This window comes from Bacillus cereus group sp. BfR-BA-01430 (genome assembly GCF_022663115.1).
In the GTDB taxonomy this organism is placed as follows: Bacteria; Bacillota; Bacilli; order Bacillales; family Bacillaceae_G; genus Bacillus_A; species Bacillus_A cereus_BD.
Window position 1 is genome coordinate 187,550 of the sequence record NZ_JAKUEW010000005.1, and the last position, 20,202, is coordinate 207,751.

Consider the following 20,202-nt stretch of genomic DNA (forward strand, 5'->3'; position numbering starts at 1 on the left):
ATGATATTCTTTAGGTTGTAGGGAAAGCATTCTCTACAACCTTTTTTATTAACAAAATGGAAAAGGCACTGTAGATTTTCTCTATAGTGCCTTTTCGTGTCTCAGTACTTAATTGTTACTTTCACGCGATTCTAGAGTAGGAGAATCCGAAGAAAATTGTCTCGGCTCAGTTTTCTTTAAGTGATTTTTGACGTTACACTTATGATATTGAACACTCCATGCTTCAATCGGGTTAGTAAAGATGAGTCTTTGCTCTTGATTAGGGGTCCCTTCTTCCAAATTACAATGTTCGCCCCATTTACACCATCTCATTGTAAATGTTGAAGAAGTTTCATTATCTGATTGATCAAATAAGTGAGAAAGAGTCATCTCTCCATCTAGTATGATAGTATTACTAGTAGATAGAAAAGCAAAGTTTGTCCAACGTTTCTTCATTCCCCCCTACTCCTTTTCGCATAGAATACCTAAAACTACATTTACCTAAAATGTGTTTGTGTTTGTCTTTTTCTTTACACTTTCTATGGTACCTGAAATAATATCACTCAACTATCGATTATTCTTACAAATCACCTTACATTTTTGTAAGAAATGAAAAAACCTCCATCTCTTATAAATGAAGGCTTTACATTATACTTTATTTTTTATTATCATGTAATCCCGCTTCATATAATTGACGCATCATTCCATGAGAAATAGCTCCAAGAATTAAAGTCATTCCAATTAATGAAACTCGAAGCACAGGAATATCAATTATATAAGCTAACAACCCAAGAACAATTGTTAGAAATAATGCTTTTATAAATGTAACACTTGTGTACTGTTTCTTTTTCATGACTCTCACCTTTTATGAAAACGTTTTCTTTGTCATCATTATATCATATCATCAGACCTTTTGTGGAGGATTTTGTTAAAAAATATTGAATTTTCACTTCTCATTATCATTTTTTGACTTTTCTTTCTCTATCCTTTACAGTCGAAATGTTCATAAGTTTTATAACGCAGGAGGATTCTCATGAATATTAAAATAAAAGATACATTAATCTCCGAAGAAACACTGCAAGCAAAAGTCAAAGAATTGGCACATCAAATCGAGCGTGATTTTGCTGGGGAAGAAATCATTATTATTGCTGTATTAAAAGGTTCTTTCGTCTTTGCCGCTGATTTAATTCGTCATATTAAAAACGATGTAACCATTGATTTCATCTCTGCCTCTAGCTATGGTAACCAAACTGAAACAACCGGGAAAGTTAAATTACTAAAAGATATCGATGTCAATATTACCGAAAAAAATGTCATCGTTGTAGAAGATATTATTGATTCTGGTTTAACACTTCATTTCTTAAAAGATCATTTCTTCATGCATAAACCAAAAACATTGAAATTCTGTACATTGTTGGATAAACCAGAACGTCGTAAAGTAGACTTACAAGCAGAATATGTAGGATTCCAAATCCCTGATGAATTCATCGTTGGATATGGTATTGACTGCGCAGAAAAATATCGTAACTTGCCATATATCGCTTCAGTTGTAACAGAGAAGTAAGTTGACACTTCCATGAAGTGTATTTCTATCATGCATTATTACTAAAGAAGCAAAGGGAGAGATACAAATGAATAAGACAAAGTTTGAAAAAGTTCTACTCATTGTCAATCCAAAAGCAGGACAAGGGGATTTACATACAAATCTAGAAAAAATTGTCCCGCCGCTAGCAGCCACTTTTCTCGACTTACGGATCCTTCATACAAAAGAGCAAGGAGATGCGACGAAATATTGTAGAGAATTTGCAAGTGAAGTTGATTTAATCATTGTCTTTGGCGGTGATGGAACCGTTTTTGAATGTACAAATGGCCTAGCTCCTCTTGAAATAAGACCAACTCTTGCCATTATTCCAGGAGGAACTTGTAACGACTTCTCTCGTACACTTGGCATTCCGCAAAATATTGCTCATGCAGCAAATATGATTGTAAAAGGGGATACAAAGCCAGTTGATGTTGCAAAAGCAAATGACCAATACTTCTTAAACTTTTGGGGAATTGGACTTGTTTCTGAAGTATCTCATAACATTGATGCAGAGGAAAAAGCAAAGCTTGGGAAAATTGGTTACTATTTAAGTACACTTCGTACAGTTAAAAATGCTGATACTTTCTCTGTCAAGATTACGTATGATGGACAAGTATACGAGGATGAAGCTGTCTTAGTAATGATAGGAAATGGAGAATATCTTGGTGGAATTCCTTCCTTCATTCCGAATGTACAATGCGATGATGGTTCCCTTGATATCTTCGCTGTAAAATCAACAGGTTTCCAAGCATTTAGAGATTATATTAACAAGAAACTCTTTGAAGACACTGATGAAAATGATATTTTTCATGTAAAAGCAAAATCTATTCGCATTGAAACGAAAGAGGAAAAAGAAGTTGATACAGATGGAGAAAGTGCCCTGCACACACCATGCCATATTGAAATGTTACCTGGACATTTTACAATGATATATAACCCTAATACAGTGCGATAAAGTGAAACTTTTATCAGTGGGGATTTTCTTTATTCCCCACTCATTATGAACCCTCATCAATCGGACTGTTACGAGCAGCAAGACGCCCACCTATCTTCTTATCTTGAGGTGGGCGTCTCATTCCTATTTATTTACTACCGTACTTTTTTTCTGTATGCACAAATACGAAATACTAGCAATGATAAACATGATACCACTAAAATAGATTCCATACTTCGTCGCCATTTCTACAATTGTTTCAATATGTTTTCCAAACAAAGAACCCAGTATAAAGTAAAATAGTGTCCAAACAAATCCTGTCGTATAAGAATATAAGACATATATTTTAAATGGCATATGATTCATCCCAACTAAATAAGGTACGATATGTCTAACAACAGGTATAAAATAACTTATTACTAATGCATAATGTCCATACCTTCCAACCATGTCTTTTGATCGGAAAATGTATTTCGTTTTTTTCTTTTTCAAGAACTTATCAAGTACTTTTGTGCCAAATATCTTTCCTAGCACATACCCTAAAGAAAGGCCCGAAACAACGCCTAAATAGGTTATCAAAAAAGCAGAAATGATATGTAATATCCCCAGTGACGATGCAAACCCACCGCTCATCACGATCATTTCGTCTGGAATCGGCATTCCAACAATCCCAAGCCATAAACAAAAGAAAAGCGCCACATAACCATACTGCTCTATATAAGATATGAATTCATGTAACTCCATGACTTGTTTCCCCCCTCATTCTCTTTCGACAATTGAAAACATGAGCTGGCGGAAGATTTAGCCAAACTTTTTTAAATGAGATTTCTTGAAAAAAGTGTTGAATAAATGCTTTCTTTGCAAGTGAATATTGGAATGTTATAAACTCACCATCCTCACGTAACGATTCCATTACACTTGATAAAATGCGAGATGACACATCTATTGGTAAAGACGTAAAGGGCAATCCTGATAATATATAATCAACTTTCTCTATTTGTAACTCCTTAATATATTTTTTTATATTTTCAGCTGATCCATGTATAACGAAAACATTTGAATCATTCTTAAATTGCTTTTGTAAATTTTCATAAAAGACTTCATTAATTTCAATCAAAATAAATATAGTATGTTCTTTTTTTCGTTTTATAATCTCCTTCGTAAATGCACCTGTCCCAGGCCCTAGTTCTAGAATGTACTTAGCTTCTTCAAAATTAATTGTACCTACCATCTTTTTAGCTAATCTATTTGAGCTAGGTGCAATTGCTCCAACATTTTTCGGATGCTTCACAAATTCGGTTAAGAATGTAATAAATTTCATTTTCAACCTCTCCCGTTCCTTCAATATCATTTCATATAGCCAAAGTGTATCAATCATTTTTTAAAAAATAGCATCGAAAATTCTTAAGATTTTATGAAGAAGTAAAAAAGACTTTGCGCACATCCGCAAAGTCTTTCTCCATTTATAAACCAAATATTTAATTGTATGAATCAACTAAATAGAAATGGAATGATCATTCAAATGGGCATATATTTGTCTATTCCTTTAACTTTCCGCTATATGTTAGATTACGCTAGCTAATATCACGGGCCGCTCCTCCAGAAATAGCAGACATTACATCTACAACTTGTTGGAAAAATTGTTTACGTTCTAACTCACCACGGTGTAATTCTTTATATAATTGTCCATCCTTCATGAAGATAACACGTTTACAGTAACTTGCCGCAAAGGCATCATGCGTCACCATTAAAATTGTTGCATGATCATATTCATTCAATGATTTCATACTTTCTAATAAATCAGTCGCTGATTTTGAATCAAGCGCCCCTGTTGGCTCATCACCCAAAATCATACTTGGATTTGTAACAATGGCACGAGAGGCTGCGCAGCGTTGCTTTTGTCCGCCAGATATTTGATAAGGAAATTGATTTAAAATATGATTGATTCCAAACTTCTTCGCAATTTCAAGTACGCGTCGGTCAATTTCACTTGCTTTTATCTTCGATAATGCAAGTGGTAACGCAATATTCTCTTTTACCGTTAACGAATCTAGTAAATTGTACTCTTGGAAAATGAAACCTAAATGATTGCGGCGAAATAAAGCCAATGTATCATCATTCATCTTCACAATATCATTTCCATCAATGAAAATCTCACCGCTCGTCGCATGATCAATTGTAGAAAGAACATTTAAAAGAGTCGTCTTACCGGAACCAGATGGTCCCATAATGCCAACGAACTCACCTTCTTTTACTTCCAAATGAATACCCTTTAACACTTCAAATTGATTTCCACCTGTATCATATATTTTTTTTATATTTCTCGCTTCTAGCACTGTTTTCATCTAGCATCCCTCGTTTCTTCTATTCTTTCTTTCTACTCTATCTACTCTCTACTTTTGCCACTATCGATGTTTCGTACAAAAAGAGGTCAGTTATGTAACGGCTTTTAGTAGAAGAAAACGAAATGTAACTTTGTAAAATGACTACTTTACCACTGTAACATCAGGGATCAGGAACCATCCATTCATTCTTCTTACAGGAACATTACATTTCTGTAAGATTAAAAAGTACCTATACTTTTAAGACACCTTTACAAGGATGTTAGCGAATAAAATGAAAGATACAGCAGAAACATACTCAGATTAGTATGTTTCTCCACAGCCTGTTTTTGTGTCTGAACCTCGTTTGATTTGTCAACACTGATAAAAAAGAGGAGAAGGAGAGGTTTCTTATGATGGGTGCCTTAAAAAATCATCGTGATGAGCGTGTCACAGTTTCTGTAGAAGAGCTTGTTCCAAAAGATCATTTTCTTCGTACCATTGAATCTACAATTAGCTTTGATTTTATTGAAGAAAAGTTACGTCCTTACTACTGCGAAAACAACGGTCGTCCTTCTATTCATCCGATTGTTTTATTTAAAATGATGTTTATCGGTTATTTTTACGGGATTCGATCGGAACGTCAGTTAGAGAAAGAGATTAAAACCAATATTGCTTACCGTTGGTTTTTAGGATTTTCTTTATCAAATACGATTCCAGATCATTCTACGATTAGCTGGAATCGTCGTACTCAATTTCTTCATACCAATATTTTTGAAGAAATCTTTAATGAAATTGTGCGTCAAGCGATGGAACATCGTATGGTGGGAGGACGCGCGTTGATGACAGATTCTACTCATGTGAAGGCGAATGCAAATAAAAATAAATTTGTCAAAAAGATAAAACAAGAACGTCCGAAAGTATATATGGAAGAATTAGAGGCAGCCGTAACAGAAGATCGTGAGAACCACGGAAAAAAGGATTAAGCCCAAGAAAGGAACGTGATACCCCAAACAAAGAAATATGTATTAGTACAACAGACCCAGATAGTGGATTTTTAATGAGAGATGGGAAACCAAATGGTTTTCATTTCTTAGATCATCGTACGACAGATGCCAAATATAATATTATTACAGATACTTTTATTACGGCTGGAAATATAGCAGATTCCGAGCCGTATTTGTCACGCCTACAAACTCAGATTGAGAAATTTGGATTTGAAGTAGAAGCGGTGGCGCTGGATGCAGGTTATTTTACAGGCTACATTTGTAAGAAACTATCTGAACAAAATATATTTATGGTGATGGGGTATCGCCGATTTGGAAAACGAAACAAAGATGTACCAAAAAGTCAATTTCAATATGAAAGTGAAACGGATGTATTTTCTTGTCCAATAGGATGCATATTAGAATACGCAACAACAGATTGGGAAGGATATCGGCACTATAAGTCAAATCCAGAAGACTGTGCGGTTTGTCCGTTACGTGACAAATGTTTTTCAGCGAAACAAAAACAAAAGTTCTTACTCATCATATTGGGGAAGAATATAAAGATATTGCAAGAGAGAACAAACGAACAAGGACAGGAAAAAATTGTACAAAGTAAGATGTTCTACGATTGAACGGAGTTTTGCGGATGCCAAAGAACTTCATGGCTATCGATACGCTCGGTTTCGAGGGCTGAAGTCTGTCCAAATGCAGGCATATCTCACCGCATCCTGCCAAAAAAGGGTTATTTTCTGATTTCTATTGTTTTTTCTTGTTTTTCACACATAAAACCTTCAATTCTTACCAGAGTGTCGGAAACCCTAAAGGGTTTCTCAACACTCTGAACGATATAGTAAAAATCGTTATTTCTGTTTTCTATTTACAAATTTTCAAATATATCTTTATGCAGCTTTAAATATATTAACTTTATAATTATGCAACACCTAATATTTTACTTACTATTTGAACAAGTAAACCACTCGCAGTATTTTGAAAGAGTTCAGATAAGAATTCTTTATTATATTTTTTAATAATTGATTCAAAAAGAGAAATATCTTCTTTTTTACTCGCAGCAAGAGCTTCAATACTTGCTTTTTTTACATCTGAATCGATTTTGATAGAAGATATCACTTTTTCTAAATCAGAAATAATTTCTTCCCAATTAAAATTAGAGGGAATGCTACTGGTATTTAAATTGTTATTGTTACCGAAAATCGCTCCTTGTATAGAAGTACCTTTAATATCTCTAATGTTTACAGAATTATCTTCATTATGTTTATTAAAACTTTTTGCATTATGTGAATTTACATTAGAGTTTTCTTGAATAGTTGCATCAAAAACATTATTATTTCCGCTTACTTGATAATCATTTCCATAAATTATTTTTTGTTCTTTTATATTTACTGTAGATTCCATATGTTTATTGTTAAAAGCTTTCTCTACAACAGATTTGGCTTCTTCTAAAAAAGACTTATCTGAAAAATAAATTCGATAATATTTTCCCGAATTCATTTGAAAATTTAAGTATTGTCTATTACTTGAATATGATTGATACATTAACCATATATATACACCAGAAAGTCCACATCCAATTAATCCAACCATTAAAAATTCAAATAATATAAATAAAGAAATTAAAAAAATAAAAATAGCGATAAATGGCACTTTAAATTTCTTTTTACCTGCATATAAAAGTGCTATATTACTTAAATTTAAAGTAATATCATTAAATTTTAAAATGTTATCTTTTATAGTAAAAGACTCAGTTATAATTTCCTTATCATCAGAATTGATGAATGTTTGAAAATTTTTCTCCATATTAATTAGCTCCTTAATAAATATTAATTTTGTATTATCGTTTCGAGAAATTTGTACATTTAGACACATTTTAAACATTTACTGCACATTAAGAGATATCTGTCCAGAAAATCTTATATTTATAAAGTATATAAACAAATCAATGAGCCATTAAACTTAGATTATTATTTTTCTGAACATGTTTGTAATGATAAAAGTTTGTAGTCCTTATCATACGAATTTCCCATAATGATATAGTGATTCCTCTTACTAAACCGAGATAAACAATCCAACCTTTTTTTCCATTATATCGATAATTCAACAAAATAACTAAAGAAAAATTACTTTATTACTTAAGCAATATACTCTTAACAAATCCCAAAACCGTATCCAATTAATCATTACATTATAATGATAAAACGATATTTTTTCGTTATTTAATACTTAAGGTAACAGAATCTCTATTAATAAATAATATTAAGATGTTAATTTTTTTACCCATTTAATAGCTAACTCATCATTTAAATAAAACTTAACTTTTCATATAAAATTTAATCAGATTAGCAATTTAAGAAAAGATGTTCTTACCATTTTAGCTTCTATTCAAATCTATCGATTTTATAATTTTTATTCTAGATTCTTTTATATAATTTTTTTATTCACTAATGTTGCATTAAAATATCTTTGAGTTTAAAAGTACTCAAAATCTTCGATATTTTTTTGTGCACAAAAAAGTCCTTTATAAATGAATAAAGTCAGCTGGTATCCTGTCCAAATCCATTAAAAAGGAACAAACTCATGAACAAGATTACACGAAAAACATCCTTTGGGCAATGGTTTTCGCCAATAAATTTCTCATTATTTGAAGAAAACATGAAAACAATGAAATTAGACCACTATACGAAAAAATTAATGATAGATTCGTTTCTAAAATTACTGCTTTTTGCGCAACTACATGAAACGGAAAGCTTGCACGCACTAAGCGATTGTTTATTTGATGACCAACTTCAAGAGGAAATACGATTAGATTCAATTAGTGTTTCACAGCTATCACGCCGATTAAACGGAATGAATCCTGATATATTTCAACAGTTATTTCTGAATTTAGTTACTCAAATTCATTAAAAAATGCGTGATTCAAAAATGAATATGCCTGTAAAGATTATGGATTCGAGCACACTACCGCTTAATTTAACACATCATAAATGGGCGAAATTTCGGAAAACAAAAGCCGGTGTGAAGCTCCCCTTACGTCTCCTGTTCATGGAAAAAGGCGAGCCATACTCAGAAAAAGCCGTGCTCACAAATACGAAGGAACATGATCGCGGTCAGCTTGAAGTGATGGTAGACGACAAATCATGCATGTACGTGTTTGACCGTGGTTACTTAGATTACGAGCGGTTCGATTGCATGACAGATGACAGCTATTTTTTCTTAACCAGACTGCGAAAAAATGCGGTGCTACAGAAAGTTTACGATTTTACAGTTCCCGAAGGTTCCTCTGTTCTCTCTGATCAAATGGGACTCATCGGTACGACACAAAATCGGGCGAAAAACTTTTTCCGCCTACTGAAAGTCATCGATTCAAAAGGAAATATGCTTCATTTATTAACGAGCTGTTTTGATTTAGAAACCGAATAAATTTCGGATATGTACAAATCACGGTGGGCCATTGAGCTGTTGTTCAAATGGATCAAACAACATTTATACATAACGAATTGTATTATTGAGTGCGACACCTAAAAAAACAAAAAGCCCCCTCCTCGCTTTGAACTGTTCCCCGAATTGTGGACACTAAAAAAGTTCATGATTCGGGGGACTGTTCAAAAAGGAAAAACAGCTTTTCATTTGTCCCGCTATTTTAGAGCAGTAACAGCCCGATTAATGAAAACTAATAATCAGTGGGGATTGAACCCCACTGATTAAAGTTTCACTTTATATTTTTTCAACTTCTCTTTTATATACAACATAAGAATATCCCATTGTTAGTACCACTGCTCCGATAATAATCCCAAGCATCAAGAACGATTTCCAGGCCACCGGTGCGAAAACGCTGATTATCATGATAAGTCCTAATATAACAAATACCTTTCCACTAAAACGATGTGTCTTTCTCCATACTTCTTCATTATTTAATGTCCACGGTGTTCTTATACCTACAAAGTAATTTGGTTTGCATTGTGGTAAATAGTTGCCGATGACTATAAATAAAACACCCACTAATAATTCTGGAACTCGATTAATAAATATGTTATATCCTAGTCCACTTGTGATAATATCTATATTCCCCACAAATAGTAGCAAAAGTATTCCGTTATTCATTATCATAAAAGCTTTAGAAAATTTCTCGTAATTTGCTTTCCTTGGATCAATCTTTGGTATCACATTTAAAAAAATATATAATGCAATCATAATTCCAACCATGGAAATCATGCCATACCATTTAGAAGAATATCCATCCACCTTCCCACCGCTCCAGTGCGTAGCAATTGTATTCGGTAAATGTGGCCAAGCAAATGCCCATGCTAAACAAGCAGTAACAATCAATATAACAGCAAACCAGTGCTTTTTCATTTTCCCTCTCCCCCTTTATTCGTAAACGTAAACACCCACGCTAATAAATCTTGAAATACAGTCGTGTTTAAAGAATAAACAACAAATTGTCCCCTTTTTTCATCTTGAATCAGTTCCGCATTTTTAAGCGCATTTAAGTGATGCGAAATACTTGGTTTTGTCATATTGAAGTGTTCGGCAATTTCCCCAGCTGTTAAATCACTTTCTTTTAATAAGTCTAATATTTTTCGTCTTGTTGGATCTGCTAATGCTTTAAATGCTTGGTTCAATGTCTTTCTTCCTTTCACTAGTTAGACATTTAGATATTTATCTAAATATTAAACCGAAACTAAATGATTGTCAATTATTTACATGCGAATTTTTACTTTTTCCACTTTTGCCCTATACTGTTTATTGGCGCTCGTTGCAACATAATGAAAAGACAAGAAACACATGTTACACTATAGCTACAATGGCTTTTCGAGGAGGAGTATACATATGTATAAAGTTTTAATCGTTGAAGACGATCCAAATATTTCATCTTTGCTTCAATCTCATATTCAAAAATACGGTTATGAAGCTGTTATTGCGGAAAATTTCGATGATATTCTAGAATCATTTAACGCTGTCAATCCACATCTTGTCTTACTTGATGTTAATTTGCCAAAGTTCGATGGTTTTTACTGGTGTCGTCAAATTCGTCATGAATCAACCTGTCCTATTATTTTCATCTCTGCTCGTGCAGGTGAGATGGAACAAATTATGGCAATTGAAAGCGGTGCGGATGATTACATTACGAAACCATTCCATTATGACGTTGTGATGGCAAAAATAAAGGGACAATTACGACGGATTTATGGCGATTATGCACCAAATATTTCTGAGCGAATCGTTGAAGTAGAAGGATTAAAATTATTCCCTGAACGACCAGAAATGCACTTTAAAGCTGAGCAAGTTCTTCTTACAAAAAAAGAAGCCATTTTAGCAGAAATGCTTCTAGCGAAGTTCCCACGCACAGCAAGCCGTGAGGATTTACTAGCTGCACTTTGGGATGATGAAAGCTTCGTAGAAGAAAATACATTAAATGTAAATATTACACGCCTTCGTAAGAAATTTAATGAACTTGGCATTGAAAATGGAATTGAAACTGTGCGCGGATTAGGATATCGCTTAAATGCAACTTGGAGTGAATAAACATGAAGTTATTTTTACGTGATCATTTTGCATTTTTTCTACTATATGCTTTAAATTTCGGTATCATTTTCATATTATATGATGCTGTCGATGGATTTCAAAATAACAAATTTTATTTTATCGTATTAAGTTTATATTTATTTATTTGCTTCCTTGCTTATCGCTATGTTCGCAATCGGAGAATGTATCACCGTTTAAGTGAACCACCCGATAAAATGGAAGATGCATTTATTGAAAGAGCAACAGCTCCTATGCCTCATAGTGTAAACGAGCTTGTTCGCACACAATATCGTTTGTTTCAAAAAGAACTGCAAACGTATGAAGTAAAACAACAGGAACATCAATTATTTATTAATCACTGGGTACATCAAATGAAAACGCCCGTTTCTGTTATGCAGCTTATGGTTCTGGAAATGGAAGATGAGCACTTAATTCCTAAGTTTAAACAAGAACTCGATAGATTAAATCAAGGGCTTGATATGGCTTTATATATGGCAAGATTAAATAACTTCCACGAAGACTTCCATGTTGAAACAATATCATTGAAAGAGCTTGTAACAAAAAATATTAATGGATTAAAAGAGCTATTTATTCGCAATGGAGTCTTCCCTGTGTTAGAAGTGCACTCTGAGCTTAAAGTTGCTTCTGACGCGAAATGGCTGAATTTCATCATTTATCAATTAATGACAAACGCTGTCCGCTATTCGGGCGAGCGGGGAAAAAAAGTTTTCTTATCTGCCTACCCAAATGGAACAGACATTGTTTTAGAAGTGCGCGATGAAGGTGTCGGTATTCCAAAAGAAGATGTTCGCAGGGTATTTGAACCATTTTATACCGGAAAAAATGGTCGCACATTCGGAGAATCTACCGGTATGGGCCTTTATATTGTAAGCAAAATTTGTGATTATTTAGGCCACTCTGTAACGCTCGATTCTGAAGTAGGCAAAGGCACTTCTATTAAAATCATTTTCCATCATGCTGGAAATATCGTATCTGATGAAAACGAGACGGTGATGAGTACATGACAATAGCATATTTCACAAAAATGTATGAGGACTCATTCTCATACATTTTTTACAGCAAGATGGTTTGTTCTTTTATTAGGAGGTATACAGCATGACATTTTGGCAATTCGCATTAAAAAATGTAACGCGTAACTCAAGAGCTTATTTCGCTTATTTTGTAAGCAGTGCGTTTTCCATTGCCACTTTCTTTTCATTTGCAGTGTATTTATTTCATCCTCGATTACAAAATGTGAGTACATCAGATGCAGTGATAGCTTTAATGATTTTATCAGAAGTGATTATTGTCGGTTTCTCATTTTTATTCCTGCTTTATTCAATCGGTACTTTTTTAAAAGTTCGCAAGAAACAGTTTGGTATTTTAACCGTCTTAGGAATCTCCCAAAAACAATTAAAGCGGCTTGTATTTATGGAAAATATGCTAATTGGAGTATTGTCTATCTTTTTTGGGATACAATTCGGACTCGTTTTTTCACAATTTTTCTTGCTTGTAACAGCTAAAATCACACACTCATCTGGGCTATATTTATATTGGCCCACCGGTGCGATTCTTTTAACAATAATAATCTTTCTTGGTCTCTTTATTGTTGTCTCAGCTTTTACTCCTATGCTTATTCGAACAAGAAAAGCAGTACGCTTACTAAAAGAAGGAAATATGAAGCAGAAGGAACGTAAGCCTTCTATATTTATTTCTCTTTTTGGTATTACTTGTTTACTTTTCGGATATATATTAGCTGGCAATCCAAAATACTTTCTATCACTTAGCTTAGAAATCGGGACCATATATATTGCTTCTAGCATTTTTGTTATTCCAGCACTCGTTACGATGGGAACATATCTTTTCTTTTCTCAAATTAGTTTCCTGCTAATTCGCATATTAAAAAAACAAAGAACATTTTATATGAAACGGATTAATATGCTGTGGATTTCTGATTTAGCAAGTCGTATTCGAACAAATATTAATATGCTCTTTATTGTAGCAATGCTCTCTACTCTTGCATTTACAATGATTACATTCATATATGGATTAGGAAAATTTATGAAATTTGATGTAGCAAATAATAAACCATTTCCTTTTACCTATATTTCATATGATGCCAATCCATTTGTCTCACAGCATATGAATTGGTTAGAAAAACGACTTCGTGAAGAACAATTTTCCTATAAGAAATTGAAAACGGATCTATATGAAATTTCATTGCAAAAAGACGAAACCATCCCATACGACCGGCACGCATATGTTCTAAAAGAAAGTGATTATAATAAACTGGCAGATGCTTTAGGCTTGAAACATCTTTTTGTAAAAGACAATGAAACATATATACTACCTGGATATGGTTATCAAAATGTACTCCGCCCTCTGCAAGAAGAGCTCAAGCAAAAAAACGTTACGCTGTCCCAGGCTTCACTTACATTACAAATAAAAGGATATAAAAATTTCAATGTAATACCTACTGGATTAACATCACAATTACTCATTTTATCTGATGATACGGTACATGCCTTATCCACCCGTATAAAGCATATGACACTATACAACTTTACTGTACAAGATTGGGAAAGGACACACATAATTGCCGGGGAATATCTTAATAAATTAAGAGCAGATCGAAAAAGTATTGCATCAGAAGAGCCTTTATATAAGATGGAAGAAGCAAGTGATACATTATATCAAATTAAATTAGGTGCTGCTTCCTTCTTCTTAATTGGTACGTTCCTTGGTGTCATTTTCTTTATTGGAGCTGGAAGTGTTCTTTATTTCCGTATGTACAACGACTTAGCAAATGAACAAGAAAAATATATTACCATTACCAAAATTGGTCTAACCGAATTAGAGATGCAGCAATCGGCCACGATTCAACTTGCTATCTTGTTTTTTGTTCCTTATATTATGGCTTCCATTCATACAATGTTTGCAGCGAAAATGCTACAAGAAGTGATAAACTTATCATTATTTACTGAAGTTATAGTTGTGCTCATTATATTTGGAACGGTCGAAGTTCTCTTTTTCTTCTTAATTCGTTCCTTGTATGTGCAAAAATTATCGCAGCACATTAAGCTTTAAAAAAATAGAAAGGTGAATTCTTATGGAAGAAGTATTGCATATAAAAAATGTCTCAAAAGTGTATGAGGGTAAAGTCCCTCATACTGCTTTAAAAAATATTAATTTACATGTAGATAAAGGAGAATTTGTTGCCATTATGGGGCCTTCTGGGAGTGGAAAGTCCACTTTCTTAAATGTAATTTCAACGATTGATTCCCCTACTGCTGGTGAAGTATTTATTAATGGCAAACAGCCGCATACGTTCCGGCGTGAAAAGCTTGCTGTATTCCGCCGTCAAGAATTAGGTTTTGTCTTTCAAAACTTTAATCTTCTAGACACATTAACAATTGGAGAAAATATTGTCTTACCATTAACACTAGACAATGTTCCTTTAAAAGAAATGGATGAAAAACTTGATAGTATTTCAAAGAAACTTGGAATTGATCATATTTTAAATAAACGAATTTTTGAGGTTTCTGGTGGACAAGCACAGCGAACCGCAGTAGCGCGTGCGGTCATTCATCATCCATCTCTTCTACTTGCAGATGAACCGACGGGAAACTTAGATTCAAAAGCAGCCATCGATGTTATGGAATTGTTTACAAAACTCAATAGAGAAGAGAAGGCTACGATTTTAATGGTAACGCACGATCCTTTTGCAGCAAGTTATTGTAATCGCGTTATCTTCATTAAAGACGGAGAGCTTTATAATGAATTACATCGCGGATTGTATCGCGAGAAGTTCTATCAAGAAATATTAGATGTATTAGCATTACTTGGAGGAAGACGTAGATGACGTTTTTGCAATTTGCATTTAAAAATGTAACGCGCAATTCGAGAGCTTATTTTGCTTACTTTGTAAGCAGTGCATTTTCCATTGCGATTTTCTTTTCATTTGCTGTGTATTTATTTCATCCAAAGCTTAAAAATAGTGAACTCAATCACGCTCTTAACGCCTTGATTGCTATTTCCGAGGTCGTCATTGTCTTCTTTTCCTTTTTCTTTTTACTATATTCTATTGGTACCTTTTTAAAAGTTCGCAAGAAACAATTTGGTATCTTAACTGTTTTAGGCATATCACAAAAACAATTAAAACGGCTTATATTTATGGAAAATATGTTGATTGGTGCTTTATCTATTTTTTTCGGAATGCAATTAGGACTTGTGTTTTCACAATTCTTTTTATTACTTACTTCTAAAATTACTCATATACCAGGTCTTTATTTATATTGGCCAACGAAGGCTATTATGTTAACTATAATCGTTTTCCTTGTCCTCTTTATCATTGTATCGTCTTTTACGCCGATGTTAATTCGCACAAGGAAAGTGATACGATTATTAAAAGAAGGAACTATTAAACAAAGAGAACGAAAACCGTCCATACTCATTTCTTTATTCGGTGCCTATTGTTTGCTGTCTGGATATGCTTTAGCTGTAAGTTCTAAAGTCTTTATATCTTTCGGTGATTTTGTTGTGATTTTTTATATTATTTCTAGCATTTTCATCATTCCACCACTTGTTGCAATCGGAACCTATTTTTTCTTTTCACAAATTAGCTTCTTACTAATTCGCATTTTAAAAAGTAGACGGAAGTTTTATATGAAACGAATTAACATGCTATGGATATCTGATTTAGCAAGCCGTATACGGGCAAATATTAATATGCTCTTTATTGTAACGATGCTCTCTACTCTTGCATTCACAATGATTACCTTTTTATATGGATATGGAAAATTTAATAAGTTTCATGTTGTACAGAAAGATCCATTTCCATTTTCATATTTATCACACGATGAAAATACGTTCTCTTCCCAACATTTAAAATGGTTGGAACAACGACTACATGAAGAACAATTTCAGTATCAAAAGTTTACAGTACATTTATTTGAAGTATTTGAGAACGGACAAGAATCCACCCCTTATTACGCTATAAAGCAAAGTGAATATAACAAACTCGCTACTGCACTCGGACGAGAAAATTTATTTGTCGACCATAATGAAGCGTATATGTTTTTAGGATATTTACGGGAAGGAATTTTGGGGACGATTGATGAAAGATTAAAACGAAAGACCATTACACTCACCCAAAACTCATTACACTTGCAAGTAAAGGGTTACAAAAGTGATAATGTAACACCATCTAGTCTCATTCCGTATGTAATTGTGTTATCTGAACAAGATGTATCTCATTTATCAAAAAATACAAAGCATATGACATTGTATAGTTATCGCGTTCAAAATTGGGAAAAAGCTAACAATATTGGAGCTGCATACATAAGAAACGTCCAGCGTGATCTCGAATCAGTCCAGACAGAGCATCCTCCATTTCATGCTACTGAGGCTAGCAATTCACTGTATCAAAGCAAATTAGGAGTTGCCTCTTTTTTCTTAATTGGTACATTCCTTGGTGTGATCTTTTTCATCGGTGCTGGAAGTGTTCTTTATTTCCGTATGTACACCGATTTAGCAACTGAACATGAAAAATATATTACCATTACCAAAATCGGTTTAACAGAATACGAGATGAAACAATCTGCTACCATTCAGCTTGCCATCCTATTCTTTGTTCCATATATTATGGCTTCTATTCATACATTTTTTGCAACGAAGATGCTGCAAGACATATTACTCTTATCCTTATCTGTCGAAATTACAGTTGTGCTAACGATTTTTGGATTGGTCGAAATTCTCTTTTTCTTTTTAATTCGCTCTCTATATATGCAAAAATTATCACATCATATTAGATTATGAATAAAATAGCCTTGTGCGTCACACACAAGGCTATTTTTAATAGTTTTTGTTAGCAGCCGTAACCATATCCACCATATCCATAGCCGCCATATCCACAATAACCACCGTAGCCACCACCGCCGAAGCAGCTAGCTCCGATAATAATTAATAGGATAAACAATACAATTAGAAGCGCAAAGCCGCCTCCGCAACCATGATGTCCATGACCATGTCCATGTCCATGTCTGTTATCGCACTTTTCACTCATTTGCTCTATTCCTCCTTTAATATCATTCGTAGCAAGATCTCCAATCTTGCTCTAAATGAGGGGATTCAATTTATATTATGTTTTTGGGGCAAATGGGAAGCTTGTTTGGTACAAAAACGGGCTTGTACTCTTATATATAAAGAAAAAGAGGATCCGCTACAATGAATCCTCTTTTTATCTCTTATATATAATATGTTGCTTTGTTATTTCCTCTAATCTCTCGCGGTTCACAGCATATCCAAACCCAGCAGCTTTCGGAACGATCACTTTTCCATTCTGAAGCGTTACTTCTGGCAAAATAATATCCTTCTCCCAATGTCTATTAGAAGCAGAAATATCCCCTGGAATCGTAAAGTTTGCAAGCGATGCTAGTGCAATATTTTGCGCGCGTGAAATTCCCATTTCAACCATACCCCCGCACCAAACTGGAATGTTGTGCTTCATACAATAATCATGAATTTGAATGGATTCCGTAAGCCCTCCAACTCGGCCCGGTTTAATATTCATAATGCGACAACTTCCAAGTGTAATTGCTACTCTTGCATCTTCCAAGCTATGAATACTTTCATCTAAACAAATTGGGGTTTCCATTTGTTTTTGAAGCTTAGCGTGATCTAGAAAATCGTTATCCGCTAACGGCTGCTCAATCATCATTAATTGAAATTCATCAAGCCTTTTTAACCGCTCAATATCCGCTAACGTATACGCAGAATTCGCATCTACCATGAGTGGTATCTTTGGAAAAGCTCTTCGTATTTCCTTTAGCAATTCATAATCAAGTTCCGGCTTAATTTTCACTTTAAAGCGCTGATACCCTTCTTCTGCGTACATTTCAATTCGTTTTAACATATTGGGAACTATATCTAATCCGACTACAACCCCTACTTCAATTTCTGACTGTGTTCCTCCAAGTAAAGTTGCTAATGACTGATTATGGCGTTTCGCATATAAGTCCCATACAGCCCCTTCTATTCCCGCTTTCGCCATATGGTTCCGTTTTATATGTTGAAAGAGGCTAGGAATTTCATTTGGATGCATAATTTCAAGCTTTAGCAAATCTGGCAATAAAAAATCTCGAAGCATATGAAGTGCTGTTGTTATTGTTTCTTCCGTGTACCATGGTTCTGAAAAGGCAACAACCTCTCCAAAACCGATATATCCGTCCGTATCCTCCAGTTCAACTACAATACTTTCCCGTCTTTCATATGTGCCATAACTCGCAGCAAAAGGAATAACAAGCGGCATTTCTGTTACATAGAGCGTTGCCTTGTTAATTCTCATTTATCTCTCCTCCAAAAGCTGCCTTAGTTCACGTCTTAATAATTTCTTTGAAGCATTACGCGGTAGCTCATGTAAAAAACAAACCGCTTTTGGCACCTTATACCTTGCCAATTTCTCTTCACAAAAACGAATAATTTCTTCCTCGGTAACATGCCCCCCTTTTACAACAAATGCAGCTGGTACTTGTCCCCACTTTTCATCAGACTTTCCAACAACACCTGCTTCTAAAACGAGCGGATGAGAAAGTAATACCTCTTCAATTTGCGCTGGATAAATGTTTTCTCCGCCTGAAATAATTAAATCACTGCGGCGATCTAATACATATAAAAATCCTTCTTCGTCTAAATAACCAAGATCACCCGTATGAAGCCAGCCATCTACAATTGTTTCACGCGTTGCATCTTTACGTTTAAAATATCCTCGCGTGACGTTAGGACCTTTCACAACAATTTCTCCTTCTACATTTGCAGGCATAACCTTACCATCCTTCTCAATACGAAGTTGACACGGGAAAAGAGGTTTCCCTGCAGACCCAACTTTTGTTAACATATAATCAGCAGAAAGCGTACAAATTTGTGAAGATGTTTCTGTCATTCCATATGTTTGATATACGGGAATTTCCTTCTCTACACATGCTTCTAAAAGGGGCTTTGGTGCTGGTCCCCCGCCTAATAACATGCAGCGTAAAGAGCTTGGATATGTTTCATTTCCTAGTCTCTCTAACAAATCTGTCAACATCTTTGCAACAACTGATATAATTGTTACCCCTTTTGTTTGAATGGCTTGATGAATAAAATCCGGGTCATATTTTGGAACTAGCAATACTCGCATACCGTACATAATGTTTTTCATTAAAAGAGATAATCCGCCTACATGAAACATTGGCATACATGCTAACCAACAATCATCATCGCGAAGCCCTAAATTCAGCGAAGAGCCTACAGCACTTGCCCAATGGTTCCCATATGTTAAAATAACTCCTTTTGGCTTGCCAGTTGTTCCAGATGTATAAATGATTGTCATTGCCTCAGCTAAAGAAAATTCCTCTTGAATCACCACAGATTGCTTTGGTCCGTTCTTCACTTCCTCAAATGTGTAGACAGGTACCTGCTCTGTTTCAAATGTTTGGTCTGTTAATAAGCAAATCACTTCAGCATCTTCCATTTGCCAAAGTAGCTCTTCTCTTGAAAGACGTGTATTTAGTAATACAGCTACAGCTCCTATATAAGATAGCGCATGAATTACCGCAATCATTTCCATACCATTTTTCATCAGAACAGCCACTTTTTGACCTTTTTTTATTTGTAAGTAAGCAAGATTTTCACAAACAGATACTACTTTTTCATGTAATGCGAAGAAAGTAATTTTCTCCTCTTTTGTTTCAATTGCGATGCGATCAGGTGTTAAAAATGCACGTTGCATTAGCCAATTGGGCATTGTCTCCATTTCCTATTCTCCTTCCATGAAAGAAAGAGACTTGATGTGTATCAAGTCTCTTGTTCTGAACGAGC

18 protein-coding genes and 2 pseudogenes are annotated in these 20,202 nt (G+C 34.3%); 9 read left to right on the forward strand and 11 right to left on the reverse strand.

Annotation, left to right across the window (positions count from 1 at the left end; translation table 11 throughout):
• Positions 1-108: 108 nt before the first annotated feature.
• Together MR058_RS12120 and MR058_RS12125 are read right to left on the reverse strand one after the other, a co-directional pair.
• Positions 109-435, reverse strand: coding sequence for a hypothetical protein (locus MR058_RS12120; protein WP_242144257.1), 327 nt, complete (start codon positions 433-435; stop codon positions 109-111).
• 199 nt (positions 436-634) lie between these two features.
• Positions 635-832, reverse strand: coding sequence for a hypothetical protein (locus MR058_RS12125; protein WP_242144258.1), 198 nt, complete (start codon positions 830-832; stop codon positions 635-637).
• Positions 833-1,012: 180 nt separating this feature from the next.
• Between MR058_RS12125 and hpt the strand changes: the two genes are divergently transcribed.
• Together hpt and MR058_RS12135 are read left to right on the forward strand one after the other, a co-directional pair.
• A complete protein-coding gene (gene hpt / locus MR058_RS12130; protein WP_242144259.1) occupies positions 1,013-1,543 on the forward strand; it encodes a hypoxanthine phosphoribosyltransferase in 531 nt (176 codons plus the stop codon).
• A gap of 67 nt (positions 1,544-1,610) precedes the next feature.
• Positions 1,611-2,516, forward strand: a complete 906-nt coding sequence (locus MR058_RS12135) for a diacylglycerol/lipid kinase family protein (protein WP_242144260.1) — start codon at positions 1,611-1,613, stop codon at positions 2,514-2,516.
• 123 nt (positions 2,517-2,639) lie between these two features.
• On the opposite strand, the gene MR058_RS12140 is transcribed toward MR058_RS12135, so the two are convergent.
• The 3 genes from MR058_RS12140 to MR058_RS12150 form a co-directional block, all read right to left on the reverse strand.
• Complete coding sequence (locus tag MR058_RS12140) at positions 2,640-3,239, reverse strand: DedA family protein (protein ID WP_242144261.1); 600 nt, start codon at positions 3,237-3,239, stop codon at positions 2,640-2,642.
• A complete protein-coding gene (locus MR058_RS12145) occupies positions 3,226-3,816 on the reverse strand; it encodes a class I SAM-dependent methyltransferase (RefSeq protein ID WP_242144262.1) in 591 nt (196 codons plus the stop codon). The genes MR058_RS12140 and MR058_RS12145 overlap by 14 nt, the downstream gene beginning before the upstream one ends.
• Before the next feature lie 253 nt (positions 3,817-4,069).
• The gene (locus MR058_RS12150) at positions 4,070-4,840 is read right to left on the reverse strand and encodes an ABC transporter ATP-binding protein (protein WP_242144263.1); all 771 of its coding nucleotides are present in this window, start codon (positions 4,838-4,840) and stop codon (positions 4,070-4,072) included.
• Between the two features lie 389 nt (positions 4,841-5,229).
• Here MR058_RS12150 and MR058_RS12155 point away from each other — a divergent pair.
• A pseudogene (locus MR058_RS12155) lies at positions 5,230-6,558 on the forward strand (IS1182 family transposase).
• A gap of 177 nt (positions 6,559-6,735) precedes the next feature.
• Here the strand turns inward: MR058_RS12155 and MR058_RS12160 are convergent.
• On the reverse strand, positions 6,736-7,620 hold the full coding sequence (locus MR058_RS12160) for a hypothetical protein (RefSeq protein ID WP_242144264.1): 885 nt from the start codon (positions 7,618-7,620) through the stop codon (positions 6,736-6,738).
• Positions 7,621-8,397: 777 nt separating this feature from the next.
• On the opposite strand from MR058_RS12160, the pseudogene MR058_RS12165 reads away from it, so the two are divergent.
• Positions 8,398-9,312 (forward strand): annotated as a pseudogene (locus MR058_RS12165) (IS4 family transposase); the annotation flags it as partial.
• A gap of 222 nt (positions 9,313-9,534) precedes the next feature.
• Here the strand turns inward: MR058_RS12165 and MR058_RS12170 are convergent.
• Positions 9,535-10,173, reverse strand: a complete 639-nt coding sequence (locus tag MR058_RS12170; protein ID WP_242144265.1) for an SdpI family protein — start codon at positions 10,171-10,173, stop codon at positions 9,535-9,537.
• On the reverse strand, positions 10,170-10,442 hold the full coding sequence (locus MR058_RS12175; protein WP_242144266.1) for an autorepressor SdpR family transcription factor: 273 nt from the start codon (positions 10,440-10,442) through the stop codon (positions 10,170-10,172). The genes MR058_RS12170 and MR058_RS12175 overlap by 4 nt, the downstream gene beginning before the upstream one ends.
• A gap of 208 nt (positions 10,443-10,650) precedes the next feature.
• Between MR058_RS12175 and MR058_RS12180 the strand changes: the two genes are divergently transcribed.
• The 5 genes from MR058_RS12180 to MR058_RS12200 all read left to right on the forward strand — a co-directional run bounded on the left by MR058_RS12180 (position 10,651) and on the right by MR058_RS12200 (position 17,163).
• Positions 10,651-11,346, forward strand: a complete 696-nt coding sequence (locus MR058_RS12180) for a response regulator transcription factor (protein ID WP_242144267.1) — start codon at positions 10,651-10,653, stop codon at positions 11,344-11,346.
• Between the two features lie 2 nt (positions 11,347-11,348).
• Positions 11,349-12,371 carry a sensor histidine kinase gene (locus MR058_RS12185; RefSeq protein WP_242144268.1) on the forward strand — a complete coding sequence of 341 codons (1,023 nt, stop codon included), beginning with the start codon at positions 11,349-11,351 and terminating at the stop codon, positions 12,369-12,371.
• Positions 12,372-12,462: 91 nt separating this feature from the next.
• Positions 12,463-14,433: an FtsX-like permease family protein gene (locus MR058_RS12190; protein ID WP_242144269.1), complete on the forward strand. Its 1,971-nt coding sequence runs from the start codon at positions 12,463-12,465 to the stop codon at positions 14,431-14,433.
• Positions 14,434-14,455: 22 nt separating this feature from the next.
• Positions 14,456-15,208: an ABC transporter ATP-binding protein gene (locus MR058_RS12195; protein WP_242144270.1), complete on the forward strand. Its 753-nt coding sequence runs from the start codon at positions 14,456-14,458 to the stop codon at positions 15,206-15,208.
• Positions 15,205-17,163, forward strand: a complete 1,959-nt coding sequence (locus MR058_RS12200) for an FtsX-like permease family protein (protein ID WP_242144271.1) — start codon at positions 15,205-15,207, stop codon at positions 17,161-17,163. Before MR058_RS12195 ends, MR058_RS12200 begins: the two co-directional genes overlap by 4 nt.
• 49 nt (positions 17,164-17,212) lie before the next feature.
• Here the strand turns inward: MR058_RS12200 and MR058_RS12205 are convergent, their stop codons facing one another.
• The 3 genes from MR058_RS12205 to MR058_RS12215 form a co-directional block, all read right to left on the reverse strand.
• A complete protein-coding gene (locus tag MR058_RS12205; RefSeq protein ID WP_242144272.1) occupies positions 17,213-17,410 on the reverse strand; it encodes a YjcZ family sporulation protein in 198 nt (65 codons plus the stop codon).
• A gap of 174 nt (positions 17,411-17,584) precedes the next feature.
• A complete protein-coding gene (gene menC / locus MR058_RS12210; protein WP_242144273.1) occupies positions 17,585-18,691 on the reverse strand; it encodes an o-succinylbenzoate synthase in 1,107 nt (368 codons plus the stop codon).
• Positions 18,692-20,137 carry an o-succinylbenzoate--CoA ligase gene (locus tag MR058_RS12215; protein ID WP_242144274.1) on the reverse strand — a complete coding sequence of 482 codons (1,446 nt, stop codon included), beginning with the start codon at positions 20,135-20,137 and terminating at the stop codon, positions 18,692-18,694.
• Positions 20,138-20,202: the final 65 nt, after the last annotated feature.

Coding starts and splice junctions, on each gene's coding strand:
- MR058_RS12185 (WP_242144268.1), top strand. CDS start 11,349: ATGAAGTTATTTTTACGTGATCATTTTGCATTTTTTCTACTATATGCT.
- MR058_RS12190 (WP_242144269.1), top strand. CDS start 12,463: ATGACATTTTGGCAATTCGCATTAAAAAATGTAACGCGTAACTCAAGA.
- MR058_RS12160 (WP_242144264.1), bottom strand. CDS start 7,620: ATGGAGAAAAATTTTCAAACATTCATCAATTCTGATGATAAGGAAATT.
- MR058_RS12140 (WP_242144261.1), bottom strand. CDS start 3,239: ATGGAGTTACATGAATTCATATCTTATATAGAGCAGTATGGTTATGTG.
- MR058_RS12150 (WP_242144263.1), bottom strand. CDS start 4,840: ATGAAAACAGTGCTAGAAGCGAGAAATATAAAAAAAATATATGATACA.
- hpt (WP_242144259.1), top strand. CDS start 1,013: ATGAATATTAAAATAAAAGATACATTAATCTCCGAAGAAACACTGCAA.
- MR058_RS12135 (WP_242144260.1), top strand. CDS start 1,611: ATGAATAAGACAAAGTTTGAAAAAGTTCTACTCATTGTCAATCCAAAA.
- MR058_RS12200 (WP_242144271.1), top strand. CDS start 15,205: ATGACGTTTTTGCAATTTGCATTTAAAAATGTAACGCGCAATTCGAGA.
- MR058_RS12195 (WP_242144270.1), top strand. CDS start 14,456: ATGGAAGAAGTATTGCATATAAAAAATGTCTCAAAAGTGTATGAGGGT.
- MR058_RS12125 (WP_242144258.1), bottom strand. CDS start 832: ATGAAAAAGAAACAGTACACAAGTGTTACATTTATAAAAGCATTATTT.
- MR058_RS12170 (WP_242144265.1), bottom strand. CDS start 10,173: ATGAAAAAGCACTGGTTTGCTGTTATATTGATTGTTACTGCTTGTTTA.
- menC (WP_242144273.1), bottom strand. CDS start 18,691: ATGAGAATTAACAAGGCAACGCTCTATGTAACAGAAATGCCGCTTGTT.
- MR058_RS12205 (WP_242144272.1), bottom strand. CDS start 17,410: ATGAGTGAAAAGTGCGATAACAGACATGGACATGGACATGGTCATGGA.
- MR058_RS12180 (WP_242144267.1), top strand. CDS start 10,651: ATGTATAAAGTTTTAATCGTTGAAGACGATCCAAATATTTCATCTTTG.
- MR058_RS12215 (WP_242144274.1), bottom strand. CDS start 20,137: ATGGAGACAATGCCCAATTGGCTAATGCAACGTGCATTTTTAACACCT.
- MR058_RS12120 (WP_242144257.1), bottom strand. CDS start 435: ATGAAGAAACGTTGGACAAACTTTGCTTTTCTATCTACTAGTAATACT.
- MR058_RS12145 (WP_242144262.1), bottom strand. CDS start 3,816: ATGAAATTTATTACATTCTTAACCGAATTTGTGAAGCATCCGAAAAAT.